Source organism: Zobellella sp. An-6, from assembly GCF_052487945.1.
Genome location: NZ_CP199259.1, coordinates 3830580 through 3843511, shown reverse-complemented (window position 1 = coordinate 3843511; position 12932 = coordinate 3830580). Strand labels below are relative to the sequence as shown.

The window sequence follows — 12932 nt, the reverse complement described above, 5'->3', positions numbered from 1 at the left end:
CGAGAGACTGCCTCGGAAATAACGGCGCCCCTTTTCTTCAGGGGAGGGGGGCGCCCAGGTAGAACTCCTCACAGGAGACTAACGTGAAAGACTTGCTTAAGTTTTTGAAAGCGCAGAGTAAGACTGAAGAGTTTGACGGTATCAAAATCGGTCTGGCCTCGCCGGACATGATCCGCTCTTGGTCCTATGGCGAAGTCAAGAAGCCTGAGACCATCAACTACCGTACCTTCAAGCCGGAGCGTGACGGCCTTTTCTGTGCCCGGATTTTCGGTCCGGTCAAGGACTATGAGTGTCTGTGTGGCAAGTACAAGCGCCTCAAGCACCGCGGGGTGATCTGCGAGAAGTGCGGCGTTGAAGTTACCCAGACCAAGGTGCGCCGCGAGCGCATGGGCCACATCGAGCTGGCCAGCCCGGTCGCCCACATCTGGTTTTTGAAATCCCTGCCGAGCCGTATCGGCCTGCTGCTGGACATGACCCTGCGCGACATCGAGCGGGTGCTCTACTTCGAATCCTTCGTGGTGATCGAGCCGGGCATGACCAACCTGGAGCGCGGCCAGATGCTGTCCGAAGAGCAGTATCTGGACGCGCTGGAAGAGTGGGGTGACGAATTCGACGCCAAGATGGGCGCCGAAGCGGTGCTGGCCCTGCTGCGCGGCATCGATCTGGAAGGCGAGATCAACACCATGCGCGAGGAGCTGGATCAGACCAACTCCGAAACCAAGCGCAAGAAGATCACCAAGCGCCTCAAGCTGATGGAAGCCTTCCACTTCTCCGGCAACAAGCCCGAGTGGATGGTGATGACGGTGCTGCCCGTGTTGCCGCCGGACCTGCGTCCGCTGGTGCCCCTGGACGGCGGTCGCTTCGCGACCTCGGATCTGAACGATCTCTACCGTCGCGTCATCAACCGCAACAACCGTCTCAAGCGCCTGCTGGATCTGGCCGCGCCCGATATCATAGTGCGCAACGAAAAGCGCATGCTGCAGGAGTCCGTCGACGCCCTGCTGGATAACGGTCGTCGTGGCCGCGCCATTACTGGCTCCAACAAGCGTCCGCTCAAGTCCCTGGCCGACATGATCAAGGGTAAACAGGGGCGTTTCCGTCAGAACCTGCTGGGCAAGCGGGTCGACTACTCCGGCCGTTCCGTGATCACCGTGGGCCCGACCCTGCGCCTGCACCAGTGCGGCCTGCCCAAGAAGATGGCGCTGGAGCTGTTCAAGCCCTTCATCTACGGCAAGCTGGAAGCCCGTGGCCTGGCCACCACCATCAAGGCGGCCAAGAAGATGGTCGAGCGCGAGGAAGCCGTGGTCTGGGATATCCTGGACGACGTCATCCGCGAACACCCGGTATTGCTGAACCGGGCACCGACCCTGCACCGTTTGGGGATCCAGGCATTCGAGCCGGTGCTGATCGAAGGCAAGGCCATCCAGCTGCACCCCCTGGTGTGTGCGGCCTACAACGCCGACTTCGACGGTGACCAGATGGCGGTCCACGTACCGCTGACCCTGGAAGCCCAGCTCGAAGCCCGTGCGCTGATGATGTCCACCAACAACATCCTGTCACCGGCCAACGGCGAACCGATCATTGTCCCGTCCCAGGACGTGGTGCTGGGTCTGTACTACATGACCCGGGAAAAGATCAACGCCAAGGGCGAGGGCATGCTGCTGACCAGCGCCAAGGAGGCCGAGAAGGTCTACCGCGCCGGCCACGCCGAGCTGCACGCCCGGGTCAAGGTGCGCATCACCGACTTCGAGAAGATGGAAGACGGCACCATGGTGGAAAAGACCGCCATCCGTGACACCACCATCGGCCGCGCCATCCTGTCCCTGATCGTGCCCAAGGGCCTGCCCTTCGGCATGGTCGACCAGGCCATGGGCAAGAAGCAGATCTCCCGGCTGCTGAACGGCTGTTACCGCCGTCTGGGCCTGAAGGACTCCGTCATCTTCGCCGACCAGCTGATGTACACCGGCTTCCATTACGCCACCCTGTCCGGCGTGTCCGTCGGCATCAACGACATGGTGATCCCGGATGCCAAGAAGGACATCATCGAAGAGGCCGAAGCCGAAGTCACCGAAATCCAGGATCAGTTCCAGTCAGGTCTGGTGACCGCGGGCGAGCGCTATAACAAGGTTATCGACATCTGGGCCAGCGCCAACGAGCGGGTGTCCAAGGCGATGATGGAAAACCTGTCGAAGGACGTGGTCGTCAACCGTGACGGCCAGGAAGAGCTGCAGGACTCCTTCAACAGCATCTACATGATGGCCGACTCCGGCGCCCGGGGTAGTGCCGCCCAGATCCGTCAGCTCGCCGGTATGCGGGGCCTGATGGCCAAGCCGGACGGCTCCATCATCGAGACGCCGATCATCGCGAACTTCCGCGAAGGTCTGAACGTACTGCAGTACTTCATCTCCACCCACGGTGCCCGTAAGGGTCTGGCGGATACGGCGCTGAAGACCGCGAACTCCGGTTACCTGACCCGTCGTCTGGTGGACGTGGCCCAGGATCTGGTGATCACCTCCGACGACTGTGGCACCCACGAAGGTCTGTGGATGACCCCGCTGATCGAAGGCGGCGACGTGGTCGAGCCCCTGCGCGAGCGCGTGCTGGGCCGGGTAGTGGCCGAGGACGTGATCAAGCCCGGTACCGACGAGGAAGTGCTGGTCGCCCGCAACACCCTGCTCGACGAGAAGTGGTGTGACGTGCTGGAAGGCAACTCCGTCGATCGGGTCAAGGTGCGTTCCGTCATCACCTGTGACAACGACCACGGCGTCTGCGCCCACTGTTACGGTCGCGATCTGGCCCGTGGCCACCTGGTCAACCAGGGCGAGGCGGTCGGCGTTATCGCCGCCCAGTCCATCGGTGAGCCGGGTACCCAGCTGACCATGCGTACCTTCCACATCGGTGGTGCGGCATCGCGGGCGGCGGCCGAGAGCAGCATCCAGGTCAAGAACAGCGGTACCGTCAAGCTGCAGAACGCCAAGTTCGTTACCAACGCCGATGGCAAGACGGTGATCGTGTCCCGCTCTTCCGAGCTGACCATCATCGACGACATGGGCCAGACCCGGGAAAACCACAAGCTGCCCTACGGTGCCCTGCTGGAGAAAGCCGACGGCGAAACCGTACAGGCCGGCCAGATCGTGGCCAACTGGGATCCACACACCCACCCCATCGTCACCGAGGTGGCGGGCCGCATCAAGTTCATCGACATGATCGACGGCATCACCATCAGCCGCCAGACCGACGAACTGACCGGTCTGTCCAGCATCGTGGTGATGGATGTGAACGAGCGTCCCAGTGCCGGTAAGGAACTGCGCCCGACCGTGAAGCTGGTGGACGAGTCCGGCAAGGACGTGTTCATCCCCGGTACCGACCTGGCGGCCCTGTACTTCCTGCCCGGTCGTGCCATCGTCAGCCTGGAAGACGGTGCCGTGCTCAACGTGGGTGACGCCCTGGCGCGTATCCCGCAGGAATCCGGCGGTACCAAGGACATCACCGGTGGTCTGCCGCGGGTTGCCGACCTGTTCGAAGCCCGTCAGCCGAAAGAGCCGGCCATCCTGGCCGAGGTATCCGGCACCATCTCCTTCGGGAAAGAGACCAAGGGCAAGCGCCGCCTGGTGATCACCCCGCTGGAAGGGGGCGAGGCCTACGAAGAGATGATCCCGAAATGGCGTCACCTCAACGTGTTCGAGGGTGAGAAGGTCGAGAAGGGCGAAGTGCTGGCCGACGGCCCGGAATCTCCCCACGATATCCTGCGCCTGCGCGGTATCAGCCCGGTGGCGAACTACATCGTCAACGAGGTGCAGGAGGTTTACCGTCTGCAGGGCGTTAAGATCAACGACAAGCACATCGAGACCATCGTCCGTCAGATGCTGCGCCGTGCCGAGATCATGGATGCCGGTGACTCCGACTTTATCGAAGGCGAACAGGCCGAAGTGGTGCGGATCCGCCAGGCCAACCGGGCACTGGAAGCCGAGGGCAAGCGCCTGATCAGCTACCGGCACGTGCTGATGGGCATCACCAAGGCGTCGCTGAGCACCGAATCCTTTATCTCGGCGGCTTCCTTCCAGGAAACCACCCGGGTGCTGACCGAAGCGGCGGTGTCCGGCAAGGTCGACGACCTGCGCGGTCTGAAGGAAAACGTGATCGTGGGTCGTCTGGTACCGGCCGGTACCGGCTTTGCCTACCACCAGGGCCGCCAGGCCAAACGTCAGCCGGAGCAGCCGGTACCGATTTCGGCGGACGAAGCCGAGCAGAGTCTGGCCGATCTGCTCAACGCCGCCGGCGGCAACGACGAATAAGTTATCTCGACTCGCTGATAAGACAAGGGCTCCCGCAAGGGGGCCCTTTTTTATGTCCGCCGTTCAGCGTCCGCCTATCCGGGCCAGCAGGGCGGCGATGAGGGCCTGGGCCTCGTCGCCGGCCAGGGCCTGGCGGAACACCTCGATTTCCTGGTCGATGGCCCGGTGCAGCAGCGTCTGCTCCGGGGCCTTGAGCAGGGCCTTGCTGGCCAGCAAGGCCCGGGTGGGCTTGGCCGCCAGCCGGCGCGCCGTCTCTTCCAGCCGTGCCGGCAGCTCGGTGGTTGCCACCAACTGGTTGGCCAGGCCCCAGTCCCGGGCGGTAGCGGCATCCAGGCTGTCGCCCAGCAGCAGCAACTGGCAGGCGCGCACATGGCCGAGACGTCGGGGCAGCAGCAGGCTGGAGGTGAACTCCGGTACCAGCCCCAGATCGACAAAGGGAAAGCTGAGCCGGGCGTCCTCGGCCAGCAGCACCAGATCCATGTGCAGCAGCAGGGTGGCGCCAATGCCGACCGCATTGCCCTGCACCCCGGCCAGCAGCGGCTTGGGGCAGTCCGCCAGAGCGTGCAGCAGCTCGATGATGGGGTGCTCGGGGCCGAGTTCGGGGCCGGCGAGAAAGTCGGCCAAATCGTTGCCGGCACAGAAGTCGGGGCCTTCGGCAGCGAAGGCGATGATCCTGACCCCGGGATCTTCGATGGCGCTCCGCAACTGTTCCCTGAGCCACTGGTAGCGGGCCAGATCCAGGGCATTGCGCTTTTCCGGTCGGTTGAGGCGGATATGGCGGACACCGTCGCCGTCCTGCCCGTGTTCTGTGTTCATCACGGCTCCTTATGCGTTACATCATGGTCTGGCCTTTCCCCTTGGGGTAAGCTTTGTTCTCTTCGTAGCACAAGGAAAACACAGATGAAAAAAGTCGGATACCTCTTCGGCCTGGTTTTGTTAAGCGGCGCCAGTTGGGCTCAGGTGACCGTCAGCGAGGGCTATGTAAGGGCGACCCCGCCGATGGGACCCAATACCGCCGTCTTTATGCAGCTGGAAAATAACGGCGATCGGGAACTGGCCCTGGTCGCCGTCCAGTCGCCCCAGGCGGAGAAGGCGGAGTTGCACACCGTGCTGGAGCAGGAAGGGGTGATGCGGATGCGGGAGGTGGAGCGGATAGCGGTGCCGGCCGGTGAAAGGGTCAGCCTGCAGCCGGGCGGCTTGCACATCATGCTGCTGGGCGTGAAACAGCCGTTGGCGGCGGGGGATGAGGTCAGCCTGGAACTGCGCTGGGACAACGGCGACACCGAGCAACTGACCCTGCCGGTCAGGGATATCCGGGCGCCGTCCCAGGCCGCTGCTGGCCACGACCATCAGCATTAAGGAGTAAGCCGAAGAAATAAGGTCTGTTATTACCTGATGATATAAAAAATCATCTTTTATTCTTTATTGTTGTTCGTTGACCTGGCATAAGCTATCCCTTATCTGGAAAAGTGGAAGACAATGTCATGCTTTTAAAGGAACTCGCGGCGGCAGCCAGCCCGCTCAATGAACAACAAGTCCATAAGCTCACTCAGGTGGCTGCCGAGCTGAGTGCCACCCAGCTGGCCTGGGTCAGCGGTTATTTTTACGGTATCAGCCAGCAGGCCCAGGGCCTGCCGGTGGCGGCCCCCGCGGCGGCGGCCCAGCCGGCCGGCAAGGTGACCATCCTCTATGCGTCCCAGACCGGCAATGCCAAAGGCGTGGCCGAGGCGCTCAAGGCCCAGGCCGACGCCGCCGGGGTTGCGGCGGAGCTGTTCAACGTGGCCGACTACAAGGTCAAGCAGCTCAAGAAAGAGACCCATGTGCTGATCGTCACCAGCACCAACGGCGAGGGCGAGCCGCCCGATGACGCCATCGAGTTTCACAAGCAACTCAAGGGCGGCAAGGTGGGCAAGCTCGAAGGCCTGCACTACGGTGTTCTGGCCCTGGGCGACTCCTCCTACGAATTCTTCTGCCAGACCGGCAAGGACTTCGACGACTACCTGGCCAAGGCCGGTGCCACCCGCCTGCTGGAGCGCATCGACTGCGACGTGGACTATGAAGGCGCCGCCGAGGGCTGGAGCCAGTCGGCCCTGGGTCTGCTGAAGGACGCCCTGCAGGTGGAGGCCGCCAATCACGCCGCGCCGGTGGTCAGCCTGACCCATGGTACCGCCAGCCTCTACAGCAAGAAGCATCCCTTCGCCGCCGAGCTGGTCACCAACCAGAAGATCACCGGCCGCGATTCCGACAAGGATATCCGCCATATCGAGATCTCCCTGGAAGGCTCCGGCCTGAGTTATCAGCCCGGCGATGCCCTGGGGGTCTGGTTCGCCAACGACGAAGCCCTGGTGGATGCCCTGCTGGCCCAGGTGGGCGTGGCCGCCGACGCCAAGGTCAAGGTGGACGACGAGCTGCTCTCCATCCGCGAGGCGCTGATCCAGCACTACGAGCTGACCCAGGGCTATGCCGGCTTTGTGCAGGCCTATGCCGAGCTGTCCGGTGCCAAGAAGCTGCAGAAGCTGGCACAGGACAAGGCCGCCCTGCGCGAGTACTGCGCCGGCCATCAGATCTTGGACATCGTGCGGGAGAAGAAGACCAAGCTCACCGCAGAGCAACTGCAGGGCGCCCTGCGCCGGCTGACGCCGCGACTTTACTCCATCGCCTCCTCCCAGGCCGAGGTGGAAGAAGAAGTGCACCTGACCGTGGGCGTGGTGCGCTATGACAACAAGGGCGAGCCCCGCGCCGGCGGCGCCTCCTCCTTCCTGGCCGACCGGCTGGCCGAGGGCGGCCAGGTGCGGGTGTTCGTGGAGCACAACGACAACTTCCGCCTGCCTGCCGACGACAGCACCCCGGTGATCATGGTGGGGCCGGGCACCGGCATCGCCCCCTTCCGCGCCTTTATGCAGGAGCGGGAAGCGCGGGATGCCGAGGGCAAGAACTGGCTGTTCTTCGGCAACCCCCACTTCACCCAGGATTTCCTCTACCAGCTCGAGTGGCAGCGTTACGTCAAGTCCGGCCTGCTGAGCCGGATCTCCCTGGCGTTCAGCCGGGATCAGGCCGACAAGGTTTATGTGCAGCACAAGCTCAGGCAGCAGGGGGCCGAGGTCTATGCCTGGCTGGAGCAGGGCGCCCATTTCTACGTGTGCGGCGACGCCAACAAGATGGCCAAGGACGTGCACGAGGCCCTGATCGAGCTGGTGGCCGAGCACGGCAACAAGAGCCGTGAACAGGCCGAAGAATATGTCGATGCGCTGCGCAGCGCCAAGCGTTACCAAAGGGATGTTTACTAAGATGAGCGAACAAAAACTGTCCGATAACGAACGCCTCAAGGGGCAGAGCAATTTTCTGCGCGGCACCATCACCCAGGACCTGCAGGACGAACTGACCGGCGGCTTCAACGGCGACAACTTCATGCTGATCCGCTTCCACGGCATGTACCAGCAGGACGACCGCGACATCCGCAACGAGCGTACCGCCCAAAAGCTGGAGCCGCTGCACAACGTCATGCTGCGCGCCCGCCTGCCCGGCGGCATCATCACCCCCGAGCAGTGGCTGGTAATCGACAGGTTCGCGGAAGAAAGCACCATGTACGGCAGCATCCGCCTGACCACCCGCCAGACCTTCCAGTTCCATGGCGTGCTCAAGCGCGATATCAAGCACATGCACCAGACCCTGAACAGCACCGGCATCGACTCCATCGCCACCGCCGGCGACGTCAACCGCAATGTGCTGTGCACCAGCAACCCGGTGGAATCCGAGCTGCACCAGGAAGCCTACGACTGGGCCAAGAAGATCTCCGAGCACCTGCTGCCCAAGACCCGGGCCTACCTGGAGATCTGGCTGGACGGCGAGCGTCTGGACACCCCGGACCAAGAGCCGATCCTGGGCGCCACCTATCTGCCGCGCAAGTTCAAGACCACGGTAGTGATCCCGCCCCAGAACGACGTGGACGTGCACGCCAACGATCTGAACTTCGTGGCCATCGCCGACAACGGCAAGCTGGTGGGCTTCAACGTGCTGGTGGGCGGCGGCCTGGCCATGACCCACGGCGACACCGCCACCTATCCGCGCAAGGCCACCGACTTCGGCTTTATCCCGCTGTCCCACACCCTGGCGGTGGCGGAGGCCGTGGTCACCACCCAGCGTGACATGGGCAACCGGGTCGAGCGCAAGAACGCCAAGACCAAATACACCCTGGAGCGGGTGGGCGTGGAGGTGTTCAAGGCCGAAGTGGAGAAGCGGGCCGGCATCCAGTTCGCCGAGAGTCGCCCCTACGAATTCACCGGCCGCGGCGATCGCTTCGGCTGGGTGGACGGCATCGACGGCAAGCAGCACCTGACCCTGTTCATCGAGAACGGCCGTATCCTGGACTTCCCCGGCAAGCCGCTCAAGACCGGCCTGCGCGAGATCGCCAAGATACACAAGGGCGACTTCCGCCTGACCGCCAACCAGAACCTGATCATCGCCGGCGTGCCCAAGAAGGACAAGGCCAAGATCGAGAAGCTGGCCCTGGCCCATGGCCTGATCGACGACACCCTGTCCGAGCAGCGCAAGAACTCCATGGCCTGCGTGGCCCTGCCCACCTGTCCGCTGGCGATGGCCGAGGCCGAGCGTTTTCTGCCCGGCTTCGTCACCGAGATCGAGGGCGTGCTGGCCAAACACGGGGTGACCGACGACAGCATCATCTTCCGGGTCACCGGCTGCCCCAACGGCTGTGGCCGCGCCATGCTGGCCGAGATCGGCCTGGTGGGCAAGGCGCCCGGGCGTTACAACCTGCACCTGGGCGGCAACCGGGAAGGGACCCGCATTCCGCGCATGTACAAGGAAAACATCACCGACCGCCAGATCCTCGAGGACATCGACGCCCTGGTGGGCCGCTGGGCCAAGGAGCGGGAAGCGGGCGAGGGTTTCGGTGACTTTGTGATCCGGGCCGGCATCATAGCGCCGGTGGTGGACTCCGCGAGGGATTTTTATGCCGTATAGCCTGTTGCCCAGCCTGGAAGAGCTGAACAGCCTGTCCCGTGCCGATCAAGCGGAGGCCCTGGCCCCGCTTAATCAGGAACTGGCGGCCATGAGCGCACCCGAGCGGGTGCGCTGGGCCCTGGAAACCCTGGAAGGGGAGCATGTGCTCTCCTCCAGCTTCGGCATCCAGGCGGCGGTGATGCTGCACCTGGTGACCCGGGAGAAGCCGGACACCCCGGTGATCCTCACCGACACCGGCTACCTCTTCCCCGAGACCTACCGCTTCATCGATGAGCTGACCGAGCGGCTGCAGCTGAACCTCAGGATCTACCGGGCCCAGACCTCCGCCGCCTGGCAGGAGGCCCGCTTCGGCCAGCTGTGGGAGCAGGGGGTGGAAGGCATCAGCCGCTATAACCAGCTCAACAAGGTGGAGCCGATGCAGCGGGCGCTGCGCGAGCTCAAGGCCGGTACCTGGTTTTCCGGCCTGCGCCGCAGCCAGTCCGATACCCGGCAGAACATGCAGGTGCTGAGTCTGCAGAATGGCCTGTTCAAGTTCCTGCCGATCATCGACTGGAGCAACAAAGACGTGCATTATTACCTGAAGGAATTCGACCTTCCCTACCATCCTCTGTGGGAGCAGGGTTACGTGTCGGTCGGCGATGTGCACACCACCGTCAAGTGGGAGCCGGGCATGAGCGAGGCGGACACCCGTTTCTTCGGCATGAAGCGGGAATGTGGTCTTCACGAACCCCAGGAAGCCGACGGCAGCGGTATCTGATCGGCCGCTCCGTCTAAGGAGAGTCCATGCAGGTACAGCAGATAATGACCCGGCGGCTTGCCACCGTTCACCAGGACGATCGCTTGAGCGTGGTGCGTGCCATCTTCGAGCAGGCGCCCTTCCGCCACCTGCTGGTGGTGGATGATGAGGAGCGCTTGTGCGGGGTGATCACCCATGCCGATATGTACCGTGCCCTCAGCCCCTACCTGGCCACCGATGCCGAGCTGGAGCGGGACAGGGATACCCTGCAGCGGCGAGCCCACCAGGTGATGAGCCGCCACCCGGTGACCATAGCGCCCGAGACCGGGCTGGACACCGCCGCCGCCCTGTTGCTGGAACACCAGATCAGCTGCCTGCCGGTGGTGGCGGAGGGGCGGCTGCAGGGGATCATCTCCTGGAAAGATCTGCTGCGCACCCTTATGAAATAACCATAAAGAATAAAAAATCATTTTTTATTATTTTGTGAGATATATATTTCTGTCTATAGTCGGCTATCTCAACGGATAAGCGGAACCGGCCATGGAACACCTGCCTCTTTTCATCAGTATCAAGCACAAGCCCTGCCTGGTGGTCGGCGGCGGTGCCGTGGCGGCGCGCAAGACCCGGCTGCTGCTGGCCAGGGGAGCCCGGGTGATCCTGGTGGCGCCGGCCTTGGGCGAGGAACTGGCCGGCCTCCGTGATCGTCTGGACTGGCGGGCCGAGTCCTTTGCCGAACCGCATCTGGACGACGCCTTCCTGGTGGTGGCGGCCACCGACAACGCCGAGGTCAATGCCCGGGTCTACCAGCTCGCCAACCGGCGCGGCATCCTGGTCAACAAGGCCGACGACAGCAAACGCTCGGCGGTCATCTTCCCCTCCATCGTCGAACGCTTTCCTCTGCAGATCGCCTTCAGCACCGGTGGTGGTGCTCCCTGGCTGGCCCGCCTGCTGCGGGCCCGGCTGGATGCCCTGCTGCCACGCCACTGGGGGGGGCTGGCCCGGGTGGCGGGCCGGCTGCGCCGGCAGGTGCAGCAGGCCTTTGCCAGCCCCGCCGAGCGGCGCCGGTTCTGGGCCCGGGTGCAGGACGACCCGACCCTTGGCGCCCTGTTGCAACGACAGGATGAGCAAGGGGCCGAGGCCTGGCTGCGCCGGGAGATGGGGCAGCCGGCCCGGGGCGAGGTGATACTGGTAGGAGCGGGGCCGGGCGATCCGGATCTGCTCACCATCAAGGCGCTGAACGAACTGCAGAAGGCCGATGTGGTGCTGTTCGATCAGTTGGTATCCGAGGAGATACTGGCACTGATCCGTCCCGAGGCCGAGCGGATTGCGGTGGGCAAGAAGGCCGGTCACCACAGCGTGCCCCAGGAAAGGATCAACCAGTTGCTGGTGGAGCAGGCCCGGGCCGGCAAGCGGGTGGTGCGGCTCAAGGGCGGCGATCCCTTTATGTTCGGCCGCGGTGCCGAGGAGTTGCAGACCCTGAAGGCGGCCGGTATTGGCTATCAGGTGGTGCCCGGTATCACCGCCGCCGCCGGCGCCACCGCCTACGCCGGCATTCCCCTGACCCACAGGGACCACGCCCAGAGCGCCGTCTTTATTACCGGCCACTGCAAGCAGGATGGCGAGGAGCCGGATTGGGCCGCCCTGGCCAAGGGGCGGCAGACCCTGGTGATCTATATGGGGCTGATGCGCTCGGGGCATATCCGGCAGCAATTGATGCAGCAAGGGCTGGACGGTGCCACGCCGGTGGCGCTGATCGAGCGGGGCACCACGGCGCGGCAGAAGGTGATCCGAGGTCGGCTGCAGGAGCTGGCCGAGCTGGCCGAGCGGGTGGAAAGCCCGGCGCTGATGGTGATAGGCGAGGTGGCGGCCCTGGCCGATTCCCTGGCCTGGTTCAGGCCGCCAGCGGCCGATGCTCCCCCGGCCGTGGAGCGCTGTGGCTAGGCCCCTTCCAGCAGTCCCAGGGGGGCCAGCAGGTCACCCAGTTCACGCAGGTAGTCGCCAGGCGTGCTGTCCGACATCAGGGCCGCCAGCTCGTTGCCCACACTGGTAAAACGATAATAGAGCAGGCGCACCCCTTTTCTCGCCGGCGTCAGTACCAGTTGCCGGCCGTGGAGCACCAGCTTAAGCGAGCCGCCGGCCGGCAATTCGCCAGACTCCAGTTCGGCCTGGTGCAGCAAGCCCAGCTCGAACAGCTGCAGCAGGCCGGCGTAGGGCAGGCGATAGCGGCCCAGGCTCAGCTTGTGCTGGCGTAGCCCCTGCAGCAGCGTCTTGTGCTGGTAGCCGAACAGCAACCGTAATTGTTCATCCCCGAAATGGCAGCCCAGGGCACTGGCTTTTTGCAGCAACAGGGCGTCTTTCTGGGTCATCTGCTTGAGGCAAGTGAGCGCCTGGATGGAACAGTGGCCGGGGCGGGCGAGCTCCTGGACCAGGATGCCGGCCCAGAACTGTTGCATGGCCGGATGACGGATATTTTCCGCCAGGACCAGGAAGTGACTCAGCCAGTCCGGGTCCGGCTCGCTGCCCACGTCATCGGAGCTGCTCTTGTGAGCCAACTGGACTATGGTTTCCAGGTTCTTCTGGCGGGCGGCTTCGTCGAGCTGGCGGCGGATCTCGAAGCGATCGCCGAAGCTCAGGGGCGAGTCGCCGTGCAGCAGCCCGGCCAGGCCGCGCTGCTCGGCGAGTTGTAACAGCAGGGTCTTGCTGTTTCTGACTTTGTGATCCAGTGCGGCAGGTTTGTGCGCCATCGGCTTCGGCTTTCGATTGTGAATTATGTTGACTCCATGTTAAAATTCACCACCGAATTTTAAAAGGAGCGCCGGATGCAAAAAGGTAAGCCCAAGATGACCTGGTTGCTTCTTGTTGGCTATATATCGAGCCTCGGGATACTGGCCACCATGATAGGCTAAGCAACCGCAAAAAAT

9 protein-coding genes are annotated in these 12932 nt (G+C 63.7%); 7 read left to right on the top strand and 2 right to left on the bottom strand.

Features of this window, described 5'->3' with window-relative positions:
* Positions 1 to 83 precede the first annotated feature (83 nt).
* The gene (gene rpoC, locus ACT7DK_RS17960) at positions 84 to 4295 is read left to right on the top strand and encodes a DNA-directed RNA polymerase subunit beta' (protein ID WP_445401574.1); all 4212 of its coding nucleotides are present in this window, start codon (positions 84 to 86) and stop codon (positions 4293 to 4295) included.
* A 63-nt stretch (positions 4296 to 4358) separates the two neighbouring features.
* Here rpoC and ACT7DK_RS17955 read toward each other — a convergent pair whose 3' ends face one another.
* Positions 4359 to 5111 (bottom strand): enoyl-CoA hydratase-related protein, encoded by a 753-nt coding sequence (locus tag ACT7DK_RS17955; RefSeq protein ID WP_445401572.1) that lies wholly within the window; start codon positions 5109 to 5111, stop codon positions 4359 to 4361.
* Positions 5112 to 5195: 84 nt separating this feature from the next.
* Between ACT7DK_RS17955 and ACT7DK_RS17950 the strand changes: the two genes are divergently transcribed.
* The 6 genes from ACT7DK_RS17950 to cysG all read left to right on the top strand — a co-directional run bounded on the left by ACT7DK_RS17950 (position 5196) and on the right by cysG (position 11952).
* Entirely contained in the window at positions 5196 to 5654 is a 459-nt protein-coding gene (locus tag ACT7DK_RS17950) for a copper chaperone PCu(A)C (RefSeq protein WP_445401570.1), read from the top strand.
* Positions 5655 to 5779: 125 nt separating this feature from the next.
* A complete protein-coding gene (locus tag ACT7DK_RS17945) occupies positions 5780 to 7582 on the top strand; it encodes an assimilatory sulfite reductase (NADPH) flavoprotein subunit (protein WP_445401568.1) in 1803 nt (600 codons plus the stop codon).
* Entirely contained in the window at positions 7572 to 9275 is a 1704-nt protein-coding gene (cysI, locus tag ACT7DK_RS17940; RefSeq protein ID WP_445401566.1) for an assimilatory sulfite reductase (NADPH) hemoprotein subunit, read from the top strand. The genes ACT7DK_RS17945 and cysI overlap by 11 nt, the downstream gene beginning before the upstream one ends.
* Complete coding sequence (locus ACT7DK_RS17935) at positions 9265 to 10032, top strand: phosphoadenylyl-sulfate reductase (protein ID WP_445401564.1); 768 nt, start codon at positions 9265 to 9267, stop codon at positions 10030 to 10032. The genes cysI and ACT7DK_RS17935 overlap by 11 nt, the downstream gene beginning before the upstream one ends.
* Before the next feature lie 26 nt (positions 10033 to 10058).
* Positions 10059 to 10460, top strand: coding sequence for a CBS domain-containing protein (locus ACT7DK_RS17930; RefSeq protein WP_445401562.1), 402 nt, complete (start codon positions 10059 to 10061; stop codon positions 10458 to 10460).
* Between the two features lie 91 nt (positions 10461 to 10551).
* Positions 10552 to 11952 carry a siroheme synthase CysG gene (gene cysG / locus ACT7DK_RS17925; protein WP_445401560.1) on the top strand — a complete coding sequence of 467 codons (1401 nt, stop codon included), beginning with the start codon at positions 10552 to 10554 and terminating at the stop codon, positions 11950 to 11952.
* On the opposite strand, the gene ACT7DK_RS17920 is transcribed toward cysG, so the two are convergent.
* Complete coding sequence (locus tag ACT7DK_RS17920; protein WP_445401558.1) at positions 11949 to 12755, bottom strand: TIGR03899 family protein; 807 nt, start codon at positions 12753 to 12755, stop codon at positions 11949 to 11951. The genes cysG and ACT7DK_RS17920 overlap by 4 nt on opposite strands.
* Positions 12756 to 12932: the final 177 nt, after the last annotated feature.

What these genes read in the sequence shown, in the direction of transcription:
- ACT7DK_RS17955 (WP_445401572.1), bottom strand. Translation starts at nt 5,111, where the DNA reads ATGAACACAGAACACGGGCAGGACGGCGACGGTGTCCGCCATATCCGC.
- ACT7DK_RS17950 (WP_445401570.1), top strand. Translation starts at nt 5,196, where the DNA reads ATGAAAAAAGTCGGATACCTCTTCGGCCTGGTTTTGTTAAGCGGCGCC.
- ACT7DK_RS17945 (WP_445401568.1), top strand. Translation starts at nt 5,780, where the DNA reads ATGCTTTTAAAGGAACTCGCGGCGGCAGCCAGCCCGCTCAATGAACAA.
- cysI (WP_445401566.1), top strand. Translation starts at nt 7,572, where the DNA reads ATGTTTACTAAGATGAGCGAACAAAAACTGTCCGATAACGAACGCCTC.
- ACT7DK_RS17935 (WP_445401564.1), top strand. Translation starts at nt 9,265, where the DNA reads ATGCCGTATAGCCTGTTGCCCAGCCTGGAAGAGCTGAACAGCCTGTCC.
- ACT7DK_RS17930 (WP_445401562.1), top strand. Translation starts at nt 10,059, where the DNA reads ATGCAGGTACAGCAGATAATGACCCGGCGGCTTGCCACCGTTCACCAG.
- cysG (WP_445401560.1), top strand. Translation starts at nt 10,552, where the DNA reads ATGGAACACCTGCCTCTTTTCATCAGTATCAAGCACAAGCCCTGCCTG.
- ACT7DK_RS17920 (WP_445401558.1), bottom strand. Translation starts at nt 12,755, where the DNA reads ATGGCGCACAAACCTGCCGCACTGGATCACAAAGTCAGAAACAGCAAG.